This is a genomic window from Sphaerisporangium dianthi, assembly GCF_042654065.1.
Lineage (GTDB): Bacteria > Actinomycetota > Actinomycetes > Streptosporangiales > Streptosporangiaceae > Sphaerisporangium > Sphaerisporangium dianthi.
Map to the genome: position 1 here is coordinate 611,557 of NZ_JBHSFP010000001.1, position 15,639 is coordinate 627,195.

The window sequence follows — 15,639 nt, forward strand, 5'->3', positions numbered from 1 at the left end:
CGGTCCTACTCGGCGTCAAGCCCCGCGAGATGAGCTCGCAGACACGAAACGTCGAGCGATCCCGCGACACGGAACGAGCGCGGAAACGCCCGGCGACGTTCGGCGAGCTCCAGGCAGCTCAGCGCCCGGTGCAGGTACGCACCACGGCCCTGCAGCCGTCCTCGCTGGTCAGGAGTGATCTCACCCCTGACCACCACCAGGCGGAGCAGCTCGGACTTTACCGTGCGAACCCGGCAGCCCACACATGTTCTCAGCGGGGCCGCCCGGCCACCGTTCTCAAGCTTACCTTGTGGAGGCATCGGCGGGACCGACCGCATCCCCCGCAGCCGCCGGTTGGGTATCGGGCCGGATGTCGATGCGCCATCCGGTGAGGCGAGCGGCGAGACGGGCGTTCTGCCCCTCTTTGCCGATCGCGAGCGAGAGCTGGTAGTCGGGCACGGTCACCCGGGCGACACGACCGTCGAGGTCGATCACCTCTACATGGGAAACCCGCGCCGGCGACAGCGCATTCCCGACGAAATCGGCCGGATCGTCAGACCAGTCGATGATGTCGATCTTCTCGCCGTGCAACTCGGTCATGACGTTGCGCACCCGCGACCCCATGGGGCCGATGCAGGCGCCCTTGGCGTTGACCCCGCCCCGGCGCGAGCGGACCGCGATCTTCGTGCGGTGGCCCGCCTCGCGGGCGATGGCGGCGATCTCCACCGTTCCGTCGGCGATCTCGGGGACCTCCAGCGCGAAGAGCTTCTTCACCAGGTTCGGGTGGGTGCGCGACAGCGTGACCGAGGGACCCTTGTGGCCCTTCTTCACCTGCACCACGTAGCAGCGCAGCCGCTCGCCGTGGACGTACTCCTCGCCCGGCACCTGCTCGTTGTGCGGCAGGATGGCCTCGATCTTGCCGAGGTCGACGAGAACCACCCGGGGGTCCTTGCCCTGCTGGATGACCCCCGCGACCAGCTCGCCCTCGCGGCTGGCGAACTCGCCGAAGTTGATCTCGTCCTCGGCGTCCCTGAGCTGCTGCAGGATGACCTGCTTCGCCGTGGTGGCGGCGATGCGGCTGAAGTTGCCCGGGGTGTCGTCGTACTCTCTGGCCACCTGGCCGTCTTCGTCGAGCTCCGCCGCCCAGATGGTCACATGCCCGGAGGCGCGGTCGAGCTCGGCCCGGCCCTTGGACGCCGCCCCCTCGGTACGGAAGTAGGCGATCAGCAGCGCGTCCTCGATGGCCTTGACGACCAGGTCGAAGGAGATGTCCTTCTCCCGCTCCAGGCTGCGCAGGACGCTCATGTCAATGTCCACAAGGCTCCCCCCTAGCCCTCGTCGCCGTCGTCGGCGTCGGCGTCGTATTCATCGTCCAGCACGTCATCGTCGAGCCGGCGGAACTCCACCTGCACCCGACCTTTGGCCAGCTCGTCCCACAGCAGCGGGCGCGAGGCCTCCCCCACCGAGAGCTCGACGCCGGAGTCGCCGACGGCCACGACACGGCCCTCCAGCGAGCTGCCGTCGCGCAGGTCGGCCTTCACCAGCCTGCCCTTGGCCCGGCGCCAGTGGCGCGGCTCGGTCAGCGGGCGGTCGACCCCGGGCGAGGAGACCTCCAGCACGTACGGGCTGCCGCCCATCACGTCGCTGTCGTCGAGGGCCTGCGACACCATCTGGCTGATGTCGGCGACCTTGTCCAGGCTCACGCCCTGGTCGCCGTCAACGATGACACGCAGGAGCCGCCGCTTGCCGGCCGGGGTGATCGTGACATCCTCAAGATCGAGGCCCTCGGCGGCCGCGACGGGTTCAAGAAGCTTGATCAGGCGGTCACGTCGAGCGTCTGAGCCCATGCTGACCTCCCAGTTGTTTCAACGGCCGTCTCAAAGAACGGCCGAAGGCGTACCTCGCCCAACGGTTCACCAGCCTATCGACACCGGGGCACGGAAAGAGCGTCACTCGGTTACCCACCGGGCGACGCGCCGTACGATGCTATGTGCCAAGCCAGGAAAAGCCGTCATCCACGGGAGGCCGCACCGTGCGTCAGCGTGCCCTGACCCGGCGCGCGGTGCTGAGCGGCACCGCCGCCGCGGCGGTCGCCGCGTCCGTGACCGGCTGTTCCGGGCCCGAGCCCGCGCCCGGCACGGCGCCGACGCCACGTCCGCCCGACCGCGAGACGGTGCTGCTCACCAGCGTCATCGCCGACAAGGAGCGAATGGTGGCCAGCTACCGGCAGGCCGCGCGCTCGGGCGCCGAGGTGGCCGCCACGCTGCGCCCGTTCCAGCAGCGCCACGAGGCCCACCTGGCCGAGTTGCGGCGCCGCCTGCCCGCGACGCCGGCGACGCCCCGGACGCCCGCGACGGGCTCGCCCGCGCCGGCCGCCTCCGCGGGCTCCTCGCCTCCGGCGGTCTCGATCCGCGCGCTGCGCGACATGGAACGCAGGGCGGCGGCGTCCCGTCCCCGGCAGATCGGCGCGGTCTCCCCTGCGCTGGCGCAGTTGCTCGCCTCCATCGGCGCGTGCGAGGCCGCCCATGCGGCGGCACTGGCGAGGTCGTCGTGACCGACGCCGTGGGCGGGCTGAACAAGGTGCTGGCCGCCGAGCACGCGGCCGTGTACGCCTACGGCGTCGTCGGAGCCCGCACCTCCGGCGGTCAGCGTTCGTCGGCGACGGCGGGCTTCAACGCCCACCGGGCCAGGCGCGACCAGATCCGCGGGCTGATCACCGCCAGGGGCGGCGTCCCCTCGGAGGCCGGAGCGGCCTACGAGCTGCCGTTCCCGGTGACCGCGGCGCGCGACGCCGCCCGTCTGGCGGCGCTGGTCGAAGACCGCGTGACGGCGGCCTACCTCGAACTGGTCGCCGTGGACGACCCCTCACTGCGGCGGCTGGCCGCGCTGGCCATGCAAGAGAGCGCCGTGCGGGGGTACGGCTGGCAGCCAGCGATCGCCGCGTTGCCCGGCCACCCGGCGCCCGCGCCGGCCGCCTCCCCGACGGGGCGGCCGGCCACCAGCCCGCCCGTTTCCCTCGACCAGTAAGGCGATTTCGCCCATAAGTCCACGTTTGTGATCGGCGTCCGGGGTAGTTAGCCGTCCATCACATAAACGCACGGAGGACACATGGGCTGGAGTTACCGTAAATCGATCAAGATGGGGCCGTTCCGGCTCAACCTGTCGCGGAGCGGTGTCGGTCACAGCTATGGCGGACGAGGCTTCCGTGTCACCAAGACCGCCGACGGGCGGCGCACCCTGACCATCAACCTGCCGGGCGGATTCCACTGGCGCAAGACGCTCGGCGGCAGCCGTAGCTAGACCGGCCGCCGGGCGCGAGCTCCGGCGCCACGAGCCGCTCGCCGTGCGGTACGACTCCGCCACGGCGAGCGTGAGGGGCTCGCCGCCTCGGGCCGAGAGGCGGCGGGCCCTTTGCAACGCGGCCGGGCGTCAGGCGCCCTGGGCGGGCGCCGGCGCGGCGGCGGCGAGCACGCGGTCGGCGGCCTCGGCGAGGGGGATCTCCTCCTTGACGCCGGTGGCGCGGTCGCGCAGCTCGACGACGCCCTGACCGAGCCCCCGGCCGATGATCAGGATGGTCGGGACGCCCAGCAGCTCGGCGTCCTTGAACTTCACCCCAGGGGAGACCGAGGCGCGGTCGTCGACCAGCACGCGCAGCCCCTTGCCCTCGAGCTCCTCGGCGAGCGCGAGCGCCACCTCGACCTGGTTGTCCTTGCCGGTGCCGACGATGTGGACGTCGGCGGGCGCGACCTCGCGGGGCCACACCAGGCCGAGCTCGTCGTGCAGTTGCTCGGCCAGCACGGCCACGGCGCGCGAGACGCCCACCCCGTAGGAGCCCATGGTGATGCGGATGGGCTTGCCGTCGGGGCCGAGGGCGTCCAGGCCGGCGGCGTCGGCGTACTTGCGGCCGAGCTGGAAGATGTGGCCGATCTCGATGCCGCGGTCGATGGACAGCGGGTGGGCGCACCGGGGGCAGGAGTCGCCCGCGCGCACCTCGGCGGCCTCGATGGTGCCGTCGGGCTCGAAGTCGCGGCCGGCCACGACGTGCGCCGCGTGCCTGCCCTGCTCGTTCGCGCCGGTCACCCAGGACGAGCCGGCCACGACCCGGGGGTCGACCAGGTAGCGGATGCCGAGCTCCTTGAGGACCTGCGGGCCGATGTAGCCGCGCACGAGGCCGGGGTGCTTGGCGAAGTCGGCGGCCTCGAAGATCTCGGGGACGCCGGGCGACAGCGAGGCCTCCAGCCGCTTGAAGTCGACCTCGCGGTCGCCCGGCACGCCGATGATCAGCGTCTCGACCTCGTCGGACCCGGGCGTGCGCACCTTCACCACGACGTTCTTGAGGGTGTCGGCGGCGGTCACGCCGAGCCCGTAGCGCTCGTTGACGAAGGAGACCAGCGACTCGATCGTCGGGGTGTCGGGGGTGTCGAGCACCTGCGCGGCGGGGTGCTCGGCGGTCACGGCCGGGGGCGCGGGGATGACGACGGCCTCGGCGTTGGCGGCGTATCCGCAGTTGTGGCAGGCCACGAAGGTGTCCTCGCCGGTGGGGGTGGGGGCCAGGAACTCCTCGGAGGCCGAGCCGCCCATCGCGCCGGACATCGCGAAGCAGATCTTGTAGTGGATGCCGAGCCGGTCGAACATCTTGATGTAGGCCTCGCGGTGCAGCTCGTAGGAGCGCTTGAGGCCGTCGTCGTCCAGGTCGAAGGAGTAGGAGTCCTTCATGATGAACTCACGCCCGCGCAGGATGCCCGCCCGGGGCCGCGCCTCGTCGCGGTACTTCGTCTGCACTTGGTAGAGGATGACCGGGTAGTCCTTGTAGGAGGAGTACTCCCCCTTCACCATGTCGGTGAACATCTCTTCGTGCGTCGGACCGAGCAGGTAGTCGGCGCCCTTGCGGTCCTTCAGGCGGAACAGGGTGTCGCCGTACTCCGTCCAGCGGCCGGTCGCCTCGTAGTACTCACGGGGCAGCAGCGCGGGGAACAGGACCTCCTGGCCGCCGATGGCGTCCATCTCGGCGCGGACGACGCGGGCGACGTTCTCCATGACGATCTTGCCGAGGGGCAGCCACGAGTAGATGCCCGGGGCGACGCGGCGGACGTAGCCGGCGCGGACGAGCAGCTTGTGGCTCGGCACTTCCGCGTCCGCCGGATCCTCACGCAGGGTGCGCAGGAACAGGGTGGACATACGCAGCGGCACGGCTACTCCTCGGTCGCGGTGGTTGACAGGTGTACAGGCTATCGAGTCCGGCGGGGGCCCCGCCCGAATTAACCCCGCCCGGGACGCCTCCAGGCCGCCCGGCTGCGTCCGGCGGGCCGCTTCCTCGCCTCCCCCCTGCGCGCCTCCGCCGGGGCGTTCCGGGAGCGCAGGCAGCCGAACCGGATTATTGCGATCGCCTCCGGCGTGCGAGTCTGGTCGGGAGGACCGGCCTGGGCGAGAATCGGCGCAAGACGTCGTGGGGCCGGCAGGTCCCGCTAAGGAGGCCGCATGTCGCTGCGCGTGGCGATCGTGGGATCAGGTCCCGCCGGGATCTACACGGCCGAGGCCCTGACCAAGCAGGCGGGCGAACCCGTCGAGATCGACGTCCTGGACAGGCTGCCCACGCCGTACGGCCTGGTGAGATACGGCGTGGCGCCCGACCACACCTCCATCAAGTCGATCGCCGGCTACCTGCGCAAGGTGCTCGAGCTGCCGTCGGTGCGCTTCCTCGGCGGCGTCGAGCTCGGCTCGGACGTCACGGCCGGCGATCTCGGCGCCTGCTACGACGCGGTGGTCTACTGCACGGGCGCCATGGTCGACCGGCATCTCGGCATCCCCGGCGAGGACCTCCCCGGCAGCGTGGCCGCCACCGACTTCGTCAACTGGTACTGCGGCCACCCCGACATGCCGCCCGACGCCTTCTCCCTCGACAGCGCCGAGGTGGCCGTGATCGGCGTCGGCAACGTGGCGGTCGACGTGGTGCGCATCCTGGCCAAGACCGCCGACGAGCTGCGGTCCACCGACGTGCCGCAGGAGGTCCTCGACCGGCTGGCCAAGAGCCAGGTGACGACCATCCACATGATCGGCAGACGCGGTCCCGAGCACGCCAAGTTCACGCTCAAGGAGCTTCGCGAGCTGGGCGAGCTGGTCAACTGCGACGTGCTCGTCCGCCCCGACGAGGCAGGCTCCGGCGAGCTCGGCGGGCTGTCGCGGCAGGTCCGGGGCAACGTGGAGGTGCTGAGGTCCTGGTCCGCGCGCACCCCGGCGGGCCGGCCGCGGCGCATGGACGTCCGGTTCTGGCTCCGGCCGGTGGAGATCCTCGGCTCGGGCAAGGTCGAGGCGCTGCGGCTCGAGCGCACGCGCCTCTCGGACGGCCGGGTGGTGGGCACCGGCGAGTACGAGACCATCCCGGCCGGCATGGTGCTGCGCTCGGTGGGCTACCAGAGCGTCCCGCTGCCGGGGGTGCCGTTCGACACGGCGACGATGACGGTGCCGAACGACGCCGGCCGGGTGGCCGAGGGGCAGTACGTCGCCGGCTGGCTCAAGCGCGGTCCGACCGGCGTCATCGGCACCAACAAGTCCGACGCCGCCGAGACCGTGCGCACCCTGCTGGCCGATCTCGGCGCGCGGCCCGAGCGGCCCGAGCCGGCCGCCCGGCTGGAGGAGGTGCTGGCGGCGCGCGGGGTGCGGCCGGTGACCTACGACAACTGGCTCGCCATCGAGGCCGCCGAGGCGGCCCTGGCCCTGTCTCTGGGCCGCGGCGAGCACGTCAAGCTCGTGGGCCGCCCCGCGATGCTCGCCGCCTGCGACCTCCCACTCCCCCCGGCCGCCGAGGCCTGACCCGATTGGTCAGCGATCCGTCCGGGCCGGGCCGGCCGCGTCTTCGAGAGCGAGGCCGGCGCGGCGCAACGCCGCGGCCAGGGTCTTGACGGTCGCGGGCTCGTCCATCACGCCGCCGCCGGCGTCGCGCCGTTCCTCCCAGGCGCGCACCCGCGCGGCGTAGGCGTCCCGGGTCGCCAGATGGAAGCCGTACACGGTGACGTACCGGGCGACCAGGTGCGAAGGGTGCATGTCCCAGCCCTGGTAGAACCCGTGGCGCAGCGAGTGGCGGACCATCGCGGCGTGCGTCCGCCACAGCGCGTGCACGTCCTCGGTCGAGCCGGAGGCGGGCGAGGCGGCCAGCGAGCCGTCCGACAGCTCGACTCCGGTGCCGGCCAGCGCGACGCGCATGACCTCGCGGGCGTGGTCGCAGACCGGGTGGTCCAGGCGCTGCTCGGCGGGCGGGAGCCCGCAGGCGGCGGTGTAGTCGAACACCCCGAAGTGCGCCGCGGCCAGGCGTCCGTCCAGGGCCGCCACCAGGTCGGGCGAGCGCGCGAGGAACAGCACGGTCTGCGGCGCCTCCACCTGCATCTCGAAGCGCAGCGTGCCGGCCCGCAGCCCGAGGCCCTCCTCCAGAGACGCCAGGCTCGCGGCGAATTGCCCGAGGTAGTCCTCCATCAGCACCTTGGGGAAGGTGACGGTGAACCCGCCGGGCAGGCCGCCGGCCCGGGCGACGATCTCGGTGAGGAAGCCGTCGAGGGTGCGCAGGCTGCGTGCCGGGTTCCCGTCTGCGAACGACTTGACGCGCAGCCCCCAGCGGCGCGGCAGCGTCCCGCCGGCGTGCATGGCGGCGATCGCCTCGGCGGCCCGGACGGCGTGCCCGTCCTCCTCGGCGTCCGTGCGGGCGCCGTACCCGTCCTCGAAGTCGACGCGCAGGTCTTCGACCGGCTCGCGGGCGAGCTTGCGCGCCACCCTGCGACGCACGTCCTCGGCCGTCCCAGATGCACCCGCGGACGTCCCAGAGGCCCCCGTGGACGGTTCAGCGGCCCCCGCGGCCGTCCCGGAGGCGCCCGCGGCCGTCCCGGAGGCACCCGCGGACGTCCCTGGCGCCTCCGCAGGCGGTCCGGGCGTCTCCGCCGGGAACGGGCCGAAGACCGACGACAGGGCGGCGCCGTCCGGGAGGTGGCGTTCCAGCAGGTCCAGGGCCTCCTCGCCCCAGGCGCGCACCGTCTGGGCGTCGAAGCGGTCGGCGGGCACGTACACGGTGTGCACCGGCTGCCAGGCGGCCCCGGGCCCCGGGTAGCGCCGCGCCTGCTCGGCCAGGGCGGCGTCCGCGCCCGGCACGTCGTGGCTCCCGAGGGTGAGGCGCACGCTAGATCGTGTCCACGAGGTCGCGCCACCGCCGGACGCGCTCCACGTCGACCGGGTCCGACCAGGACGACCGCACGCCGCCGCCGACGTGGAAGGCCCGCACGCCGTAGTCCAGCAGCGGGGGGACCAGGTGCGGCTTGAGCCCGCCGCCGGCCAGGATGATCGGCGCGTCGCCCGCCTCGGCCCGCGACCGCAGCACGGGCAGCCCCGCCGCGATGCCCGAGGGGTCGCCCGAGGTGAGCACCGTGGCCAGGTTGGGCAGCAGCCGCACGGCCCGCCAGCTCGCCTGGACGTCGTCGGCGTTGTCCACGGCCCGGTGGAAGGTCCATGGCAGCGGGGTGACGGCATGGATCAGCGCCTCGGTCGCCGCCAGGTCCACCCTGCCCTCGTCGTCGAGGAAGCCGAAGACGAACCCGGCCGCCCCGGCGTCCGCCAGGACGCGCGCGTCGCGCTCCAGCCCTTCCAGCTCCTCGGGGGTCGCGCCGTACCCGGCGTTGGAGCGGAGCATCACCATTTGCGGCAGCGCGGACCTCTTGGCGATCGCCGCCACGGTCTCCGGGGCGGGCGTCAGCCCGCCGACGGACATGTCGGCCACGATCTCCAGGCGGTCCGCGCCGCCGTCCTCTGCGGCCATGGCGTCGCGCACGTCGAGCGCGATCACCTCCAGCAGCGATCCGGTCATGGGTCCTGAGGTTATCCGACCCTCTTGTCCATAGATGGACCGCTACCACCCGCAAGCCGGTTAATGATCCAGGATCAACCGGCTACATCATGATCTGCCCGGCGCTCTGGCGACGCCGGGACGAGGCCTCATCGGCTTCCCACGTGCGCCGACCTGCGGCGCCGCGCGTGCGGGAGAGCGGGAGACGCCAGGTCGGCGGCCCGCTGGAACAGCGCGCCGGAGGCGCGGTGCGGCAGGTCCACCGTCCGGAGGTGCCGGAAACCGAGCTTGCGGTAGTACCCCTGCAGGCCGGGGTTGCTCTTGGAGCAGTCGAGCCGCAGCCACCGCCGGCCGGTCGCGGCCACGCGCAGCGCCGCCCAGTCGAGCAGCGTCTCGCCCAGGCCCTGACCTGCGAAGACCCGCTTGACGGCCAGTTTGTGGACGTACAGGCCGGTCTCGGGGTGGTCCGCACGCCTCCAGAACTCCGGGTCGGCGTGGTCGTCCAGGGCCATGGTGGCGGCCGGGACGTGGATCCGCCCGCCTTCACGGGCGTCCGCGGCGTCCTCGTCGTCCAGCACGTACATGGTCCCCTCGGCGATCAGCGGCTCGATGCGCGCGGCCGGGAAGCCGTCGGCGGGCCACTGGCGGATGCCCCGCTCGTTCAGCCAGCCCGCCGTCTCCGCCAACAGCGCGAGGACGCCCGGAAGGTCGTCGGGGGTGGCGTTACGCAGGGTGAGGGAACCGGCCTGCTGGAGGGTGTGGGAGTACATGACTCGTCCTTTCGTCGCCGTGGGTAGCGCCTCGAACACACAAAGTGCTCGACCGGGGGCGCGCGGCCCTATCAGTGAAGGCCTGTGGGAACGGCGTTCGCCGCCGGGCCTGCGGGCCTCAGGGCCGCGGTGACGGCCCCGGCCCGCGCCGGAGGCAGGACGGCGCGGCCGCGTCACGGAGCGAGACGGCGCGCGCGAAATCAGCTCAGTGCGAGCTCATACCTGATCAGATGCTTGTCGGCGGGCAGAACCGACACGGCGACCCGGACCGGGGTGTCCTCACGGTCGTAGCCAACTCGGACATATACGACAACAGGGGTGCCAGGTTCGAGCTGCAGACGGCCGGACTCCTCAGGAGTCGGCATACGAGCGGAGATGTCGTCCACGACGCGGACCTGGCGGTGACCCAGTTCCTCCAGCACGCGGTTGGCCCCACGCGTGATGTCCGCCGGACGGGCGATCTCGGAATCGCGCACCAGCGTGTGCGGGAAGTAGGAGTCGTTGGTGTTGTAGGGCTGGTCATCGACGTAGCGCAGCCGCCGCCGCACCACCGCGAGCGCGTGCTCCTCCAGCTCCAGCCTCGCGGCGATCTCCTCGGGCGGCTCCACGATCGAGACCTCGATCTCCTGGCCGGGCTTGCGGCCCTCCTTGGTGACCGCCTCGGCGAACGCCTCGCGGCGCAGCACGCCGGGAGGCGTGTTCAGCTCGGCCTGGGGACGCATGAGCAGCGCGCGGCGGTCACGGACGAAGCTGCCGCGCCGGCGCATCCGGGTGATGAGGCCTTCGTTCTCCAGTTCGGCCAGGGCGAGGCGCACCGTGTTGCGGCTGACCTCATGGCTGTCCATGAGGTCCATCTCCGTCGGAAGCTGAGCGCCCGGCCCAAGCTCGCCGGAGTAAATCGCCCTGCGCAGCTCGCCGGCCACCTGCTGGTACAGCGTAGACCGTGCCAAATCTCACCTACGGTTGCGTCCTTTTGTACCTACGAATTTAGACGATCTCGATCTGACGGCAAACAACCCCTTGACCCAAGCGTCTCCACACCGCATTATCCAAACGTTGGTACAAATCCATCAAAGAGGCGGCGAGGGGTGAGGGCCTGTGCTGGCAGTCCGGGCGGGCACGCCATATCTGCCCTGGCACGATCCCCGCGAGGCGACGCGTCTACTGCGCTACGCGCTGCACCGGGAGGGTTTCACCCACACCTATCAGAGCAGCGCGAACGGGATGTCGGTGCTGTCCGTGACCACCGGCCTGACCGTCTGGTGCAGGAGCGGATCGTTCGTCTGGACCGAGGACGGCCTGACGGTCACCCATCCGTCGGACGACCCCGCCGGCGCCGCGCAGCTCGTCAAGCGCCGCCTCCGCAGGCCGGCCGAGGAGGAGCCCGGGGACCCCTGGGCTCATGACTCCGGCGACCGGCCGCCCACCGACTCCGTGCGGTAAACGACGGCCAGGACCCCAACCCTCGCCGGGGTCCTGGAAGTCGCGCCGGGGCGGAACGTGTCCTGGCGGGTCCCCCACGCCCGCCAGGACACGCTTTCCGTTTTCGACCGCCGGCCCGGCCACCACCTCGTCATGGCGCCCCTGGTGCGGCGCATCCCCTGAGGGCCCCAGCGCGCGGACGTGTTCACCGTCACAGATCCCCGGCCTTGACCTGAACCATGGTTGAAGTTGCATGCTGAAGGCGACACCCTCGCCGGGCGGACCGACCGCCCGGCCCCATGAGGGCCGCCTCCGGAGGGAACGAGCGTTGACGTACAGGCCGAGCGCTCCTCCTCCCCCGCCTCCCCTGCCTCCCTTGCCGTACGTGCGGCCCGGCGGCGCCGCCGCCGCCGCCGAGAGCGGGTCCTTCGCCCCCTCCGGCGAGCACCACACGCCCCCGGACGGGCGCCGCCCACCCGGCGACGGGCGCCGCGCGGCGGCGAACGGGCGCCGCGCGGCCGGTAACGGGCACGTGGCGCCCGAAGCCGGCGCCCTGCCGGCGAGCGGTGACGCCGGCGACCCGGGCCATTTCAGGAGTGTGCTGGGCCGGTTCGCCACCGGCGTGGTCGCCGTCACGGGCATCGACCCGGCCGACGGCGCGCCGCACGGCCTCGCGGTGAACTCCTTCACGTCGGTGTCGCTGGATCCCCCGCTCGTGGCCTTCTGCGTGGCCAACACCAGCATGACCTGGCAGCGGCTCAAGGCGGCGCCGAGCATCTGCGTGAACGTCCTGTCCGAACGGCAGGAGCACGTCAGCAGGCGGCTCGCGGCCAAGGGCGTGGACAAGTTCGCCGGCCTGCCCTGGAGCCCGTCACCCGGCGGCGGCCCGTTCATCAGCGGCGCACTGGCCTGGATCGACTGCTCGATCGAGTCGGAGCACGTGGCGGGCGACCACACCATCGTCGTGGCCCGCGTCCTGGCGCTGGACGCGCACGCCGACCACGGTCCCCTGCTGTTCTTCCGCGGCGACTACGGCCGCTTCGGCGTCTGAGCCCGCGACGCGGGTCGGACCGACCAGTCGGTATGGACGGCCGGAGGCCGGTGCGGCATCATCGGGGGACATGACGCTGTTCTCGGTTGAAGGCAAGACCGTCGTCGTGACGGGCGGTTCGCGGGGCATAGGGAAGATGATCGCCTCAGGCTTCGCGGCGGCCGGCGCGACCGTCTACATCTCCTCCCGCAAGGCCGCCGAGGTGGAGAAGACGGGCGCCGAACTCGGCTGCGCGGCCGTCCCCGCCGACCTTTCGACGCCGCAGGGCGTCGAGACGCTGGTCTCGGCGGTCGCCGAGCGCGAGGACCGCCTGGACGTGCTGGTGAACAACGCCGGCGCGACCTGGGGCGCACCGCTGGAGGAGTATCCCGAGCACGCCTTCGACAAGCTCTGGGGCATCAACGTCAAGGGCGTGTTCTACCTGACCCAGCGCTTCCTGCCGCTGCTGCGCGCCTCGGCGTCGGCCGACGACCCGGCCCGCGTGATCAACATCGGGTCGGTCGACGGCCTGCGCGCCCCGGCCGTGGAGAACTACGCCTACTCGGCGGCCAAGGCGGGCGTCCACATGCTCACCAGGCATCTGGCGCACACGCTCGCCGCCGAGTCGATCACCGTGAACGCCATCGCCCCCGGGCCGTTCGAGTCCAAGATGATGGCCTTCGCGCTGGACGACCCGCAGACGCGCGCCGCCATCGAGACGCAGGTCCCGCTCGGGCGCATCGGCCGCCCGGACGACATGGCCGGGGCGGCGATCTTCCTGGCGTCCCGCGCGGGGGCGTACCTCACCGGCGCCGTCATCCCGGTCGACGGAGGGATCTCCACCGGCTGAGCGATCCGCTCTCCGGCTCTGAGCCGGATGACCCGGCAATCACCTCGAATGTAACGTGAACCTAAAAAATCACTCTTGTCGCGGATAAATGCCGATGACACGGTGATCGCATGCTCAAGCGTCTCAAAGTGGTCGCGCCGGCCGCATTGGCCTTAGCGCTCGCCCTCCCAGCCGGGACCGCCCAGGCGGACCCCACACCCGCGCAGACGTCCGGCACCTGCGATCCCACCCGGACCGCGCCCGTGTACCTGAACAAGGTCCCGACCCCCAAGAGCGTGCTCGGGTTCGACCTCGGCGAGCGCGAGGTCACCTCGGCCGAGTCCGACACGCTCCTGGAAGCGATCGCGCGGTCGAGCGACCGCGTCGTCTCCGGCACCCTCGCCACCACCGCCCAGGGCCGCCCGCTGAAGTACGCGATCGTCGGCAGGCCCGCGAACGTCACCAAGGCCGGGCTCGCCGCGACCGAGCTGGCCGTCAAGGCGCTGCGCGACCCGCTCACCCCCTCGGCGCTGACCAGGCTCATCGCCAAGCGCACCACCGCCGTCCTGTGGGTCACCGGCAACGTCCACGGCAACGAGGAGAGCGGCGCCGACGCGGCGCTGAAGACGCTCTACGACCTGTCGGACCGCGACGACTGCGCGGCCAGGCGCATCCTCGACAACGCCACCGTCGTCATCCTGCCGATCCAGAACCCCGACGGGCGCGAGGCCGACACCCGGCGCAACGCCTACGGCTTCGACATGAACCGCGACTGGTTCGCCCGCACCCAGCCGGAGACCGACGGCAAGCTCGAACTGCTGCGCAGGTACCCGCCGCAGCTGTACATCGACGCCCACGAACAGGGCGGCACGGAGTACTTCTTCCCGCCGAACGCCGACCCGATCTACCACGACATCGCCGAGCCCGCCTACGACTGGATCAGCAACCTGTACGGCCAGTCCATGATCGACGAGTTCACCCGGCGCGGCCTGCCCTTCACCAACAGGGACGTGTACGACCTGTTCTACATGGGTTACGGCGACACCGTGCCGACCACCGGCTTCAACGCGGCCGGCATGACGTACGAGAAGGGCGGCGACTCCCCCATCGCGACCCGCGCCTTCGAGCAGTACCTCACCCAGTGGGTGTCGCTGTCGGCCGCCGCCTCGCACCGGGAGAGCATCCTCACCACCTGGCACGGCATGCACGCCGAGGCGTTCGAGCAGGGCCTCGCCGGCAGGCTCGAACCGAACCAGGTCTACAACCCCGGCAACGAGGTCATCACCCAGGTGCCCGACCGGCCGGTCCGCCACTACTTCCTGCGCGCCGGCGACCCGGGCAAGAAGGCCGCGGTCGAGTCGATCGTGCGCCGGCTCCAGCGCATGGACGTCAAGGTCTACAAGCTCGCCAGGGCCATCACCGTCCCGGACTACAAGGAGTACGGCCGCCCGCCGGCCCGCGCCACCCTGCCCAAGGGCACGTACTGGATCCCCATGGCCCAGGGTCAGAAGCACTGGATCCAGGCCATGCTCGGCGAGGACGGCTACACGCCCTTCCCCTACTTCTACGACGTGACCGCCTGGAGCCTGCCACTGCTGGCGAACGTGTCCGGCGGCTCGTCCGGCGGCGTTCTGGCGCCCCCGGCCTCCCCCGCCGAGCGCGTCCCCGCCGTCGTCTCGCCTCCGGCTCCCGCCAAGCGGCCCAAGGTCGGCGTGCTGGGACTGTCGGCCACCTCGGGCACCACGATCGAGTCCCTCGGCTGGCTGCGGCAACGACTCGACCGCGAGTGGAAGCTGCCCTACACCACGCTGACCCCGGCGGACGTCGCGGCGGGCAGATTGTCGGGCCTTGACGTGCTGCTGGTCCCGGCCGGTCCCGCGGCCTCGGCGAACGCCGCCCTCGGGCAGCAGGGGCGCGACGCGCTCACGTCCTGGGTGAGCCGCGGCGGCCGGTACGTCGGATGGAGCGGCGGCGCGCAGCTCGCCTCCCTGGCGGGCGTGAGCACGGCGACCTTCGCCGAGCCGACCTCCGACGTCCCCGGCTCGCTGTTCCGCGTCCAGGTGGCCAAGGGCCCGCTGGCCGCGGGTGTCGGGTCCAGCGCCTGGCAGTTCTACTCCTACGACCCGCTGATGCGGGCCGCGGACCCCGCGCAGGTCGTGGCCTCCTACCCGGCCGCCGACTCCCCTGACTGGTTCGTCTCGGGCTTCGAGCTCGGCGCGGAGGAGCTCGGCGGCACCGCCGCGGTGCTGGACGAGCCCGTCGGCCGGGGGCACGCGATCCTGTTCGCCGGCGAGCCCAACTTCCGGGCCTTCACCGACGGCACCGCCCGCCTGATCACCAACGCGCTGACCGCGGACCTCCCGAAGGCCCCGGCCGCCGCCCAGAGCCGGACCCCCGGGAACGCCGCCACCGGCGCGCCGTCCGCGGCCGCGGACCCCACGGTGACGGCGGCCGCCGCCCCCGGCCGTGAGTCGGCCATCCGCGTCACCGTCGGCGTCGCCGACAAGGCCAAGGTCGCCACCGCGCTGTCCGGCTTCGGCGCGGCCTGGACCGAGCGGCCCGGCCCCGACGGCTCGATCCGCTTCGTCGTGGGCAACCCCGAGGGCCTGGCCCTCGACGAGCATCCCTGGGCCGCCAAGCTCCCGGCCGCCCTCCGCACCGCCGGAGTGACCCCCCTCGCGGTGGTCCTCCCCTGACAGTGATGATGTAGGTGAGCGCCTCCCGGCGGGGTCTGACCCAACCCCTGACTGACTTCGGGTCCTCAAGCGGATCTGTCGGCCTCGGTCGG

At 72.2% G+C, this 15,639-nt stretch carries 16 protein-coding genes; 8 read left to right on the top strand and 8 right to left on the bottom strand.

All coding sequences use genetic code 11. The features are described from left to right. Positions 1–5: 5 nt before the first annotated feature. The 3 genes from ACFO60_RS02535 to rimP are packed head-to-tail and all read right to left on the bottom strand — an operon-like array spanning position 6 to position 1,826. On the bottom strand, positions 6–317 hold the full coding sequence (locus tag ACFO60_RS02535) for a YlxR family protein (protein WP_380836249.1): 312 nt from the start codon (positions 315–317) through the stop codon (positions 6–8). Beyond that, entirely contained in the window at positions 283–1,296 is a 1,014-nt protein-coding gene (gene nusA / locus ACFO60_RS02540) for a transcription termination factor NusA (RefSeq protein WP_380836250.1), read from the bottom strand. The genes ACFO60_RS02535 and nusA overlap by 35 nt, the downstream gene beginning before the upstream one ends. 11 nt (positions 1,297–1,307) lie before the next feature. Beyond that, positions 1,308–1,826 carry a ribosome maturation factor RimP gene (gene rimP, locus ACFO60_RS02545; RefSeq protein WP_380836252.1) on the bottom strand — a complete coding sequence of 173 codons (519 nt, stop codon included), beginning with the start codon at positions 1,824–1,826 and terminating at the stop codon, positions 1,308–1,310. A gap of 185 nt (positions 1,827–2,011) precedes the next feature. On the opposite strand from rimP, the gene ACFO60_RS02550 reads away from it, so the two are divergent. The 3 genes from ACFO60_RS02550 (at position 2,012) to ACFO60_RS02560 (ending at position 3,279) form a co-directional block, all read left to right on the top strand. After that, the gene (locus ACFO60_RS02550) at positions 2,012–2,533 is read left to right on the top strand and encodes a hypothetical protein (protein WP_380836254.1); all 522 of its coding nucleotides are present in this window, start codon (positions 2,012–2,014) and stop codon (positions 2,531–2,533) included. Next, positions 2,530–3,006: a ferritin-like domain-containing protein gene (locus ACFO60_RS02555; protein ID WP_380836255.1), complete on the top strand. Its 477-nt coding sequence runs from the start codon at positions 2,530–2,532 to the stop codon at positions 3,004–3,006. Before ACFO60_RS02550 ends, ACFO60_RS02555 begins: the two co-directional genes overlap by 4 nt. 81 nt (positions 3,007–3,087) lie before the next feature. After that, positions 3,088–3,279, top strand: coding sequence for a DUF4236 domain-containing protein (locus tag ACFO60_RS02560; protein WP_380836257.1), 192 nt, complete (start codon positions 3,088–3,090; stop codon positions 3,277–3,279). A 129-nt stretch (positions 3,280–3,408) separates the two neighbouring features. Here ACFO60_RS02560 and ACFO60_RS02565 read toward each other — a convergent pair whose 3' ends face one another. Continuing rightward, entirely contained in the window at positions 3,409–5,169 is a 1,761-nt protein-coding gene (locus ACFO60_RS02565) for a proline--tRNA ligase (RefSeq protein WP_380836259.1), read from the bottom strand. Between the two features lie 288 nt (positions 5,170–5,457). Between ACFO60_RS02565 and ACFO60_RS02570 the strand changes: the two genes are divergently transcribed. Next, positions 5,458–6,789: an FAD-dependent oxidoreductase gene (locus ACFO60_RS02570; protein WP_380836261.1), complete on the top strand. Its 1,332-nt coding sequence runs from the start codon at positions 5,458–5,460 to the stop codon at positions 6,787–6,789. A 9-nt stretch (positions 6,790–6,798) separates the two neighbouring features. Here ACFO60_RS02570 and ACFO60_RS02575 read toward each other — a convergent pair whose 3' ends face one another. From ACFO60_RS02575 to ACFO60_RS02590, 4 genes are all read right to left on the bottom strand, one after another. Further along, positions 6,799–8,139 (bottom strand): DUF6986 family protein, encoded by a 1,341-nt coding sequence (locus ACFO60_RS02575; RefSeq protein ID WP_380836263.1) that lies wholly within the window; start codon positions 8,137–8,139, stop codon positions 6,799–6,801. 1 nt (position 8,140) lies between these two features. Beyond that, entirely contained in the window at positions 8,141–8,821 is a 681-nt protein-coding gene (locus tag ACFO60_RS02580) for a copper homeostasis protein CutC (RefSeq protein WP_380836265.1), read from the bottom strand. Positions 8,822–8,949: 128 nt separating this feature from the next. Continuing rightward, positions 8,950–9,570, bottom strand: a complete 621-nt coding sequence (locus tag ACFO60_RS02585) for a GNAT family N-acetyltransferase (protein ID WP_380836266.1) — start codon at positions 9,568–9,570, stop codon at positions 8,950–8,952. Positions 9,571–9,770: 200 nt separating this feature from the next. Beyond that, positions 9,771–10,520, bottom strand: coding sequence for a GntR family transcriptional regulator (locus tag ACFO60_RS02590; RefSeq protein ID WP_380836267.1), 750 nt, complete (start codon positions 10,518–10,520; stop codon positions 9,771–9,773). Positions 10,521–10,668: 148 nt separating this feature from the next. On the opposite strand from ACFO60_RS02590, the gene ACFO60_RS02595 reads away from it, so the two are divergent. The 4 genes from ACFO60_RS02595 (at position 10,669) to ACFO60_RS02610 (ending at position 15,547) form a co-directional block, all read left to right on the top strand. Then, on the top strand, positions 10,669–11,013 hold the full coding sequence (locus tag ACFO60_RS02595) for a hypothetical protein (RefSeq protein ID WP_380836268.1): 345 nt from the start codon (positions 10,669–10,671) through the stop codon (positions 11,011–11,013). 364 nt (positions 11,014–11,377) lie between these two features. Then, positions 11,378–12,043: a flavin reductase family protein gene (locus tag ACFO60_RS02600; RefSeq protein ID WP_380836449.1), complete on the top strand. Its 666-nt coding sequence runs from the start codon at positions 11,378–11,380 to the stop codon at positions 12,041–12,043. Positions 12,044–12,113: 70 nt separating this feature from the next. Then, a complete protein-coding gene (locus ACFO60_RS02605; RefSeq protein ID WP_380836270.1) occupies positions 12,114–12,872 on the top strand; it encodes an SDR family oxidoreductase in 759 nt (252 codons plus the stop codon). A gap of 110 nt (positions 12,873–12,982) precedes the next feature. Then, positions 12,983–15,547 carry a M14 family zinc carboxypeptidase gene (locus ACFO60_RS02610; protein WP_380836271.1) on the top strand — a complete coding sequence of 855 codons (2,565 nt, stop codon included), beginning with the start codon at positions 12,983–12,985 and terminating at the stop codon, positions 15,545–15,547. Positions 15,548–15,639 lie beyond the last annotated feature (92 nt).

Bases quoted from the DNA above. Each gene is read 5' to 3' on its own strand.
- ACFO60_RS02535 (WP_380836249.1), bottom strand. From the start codon at position 317: ATGCGGTCGGTCCCGCCGATGCCTCCACAAGGTAAGCTTGAGAACGGT.
- rimP (WP_380836252.1), bottom strand. From the start codon at position 1,826: ATGGGCTCAGACGCTCGACGTGACCGCCTGATCAAGCTTCTTGAACCC.
- ACFO60_RS02560 (WP_380836257.1), top strand. From the start codon at position 3,088: ATGGGCTGGAGTTACCGTAAATCGATCAAGATGGGGCCGTTCCGGCTC.
- ACFO60_RS02570 (WP_380836261.1), top strand. From the start codon at position 5,458: ATGTCGCTGCGCGTGGCGATCGTGGGATCAGGTCCCGCCGGGATCTAC.
- ACFO60_RS02580 (WP_380836265.1), bottom strand. From the start codon at position 8,821: ATGACCGGATCGCTGCTGGAGGTGATCGCGCTCGACGTGCGCGACGCC.
- ACFO60_RS02585 (WP_380836266.1), bottom strand. From the start codon at position 9,570: ATGTACTCCCACACCCTCCAGCAGGCCGGTTCCCTCACCCTGCGTAAC.
- ACFO60_RS02605 (WP_380836270.1), top strand. From the start codon at position 12,114: ATGACGCTGTTCTCGGTTGAAGGCAAGACCGTCGTCGTGACGGGCGGT.
- ACFO60_RS02610 (WP_380836271.1), top strand. From the start codon at position 12,983: ATGCTCAAGCGTCTCAAAGTGGTCGCGCCGGCCGCATTGGCCTTAGCG.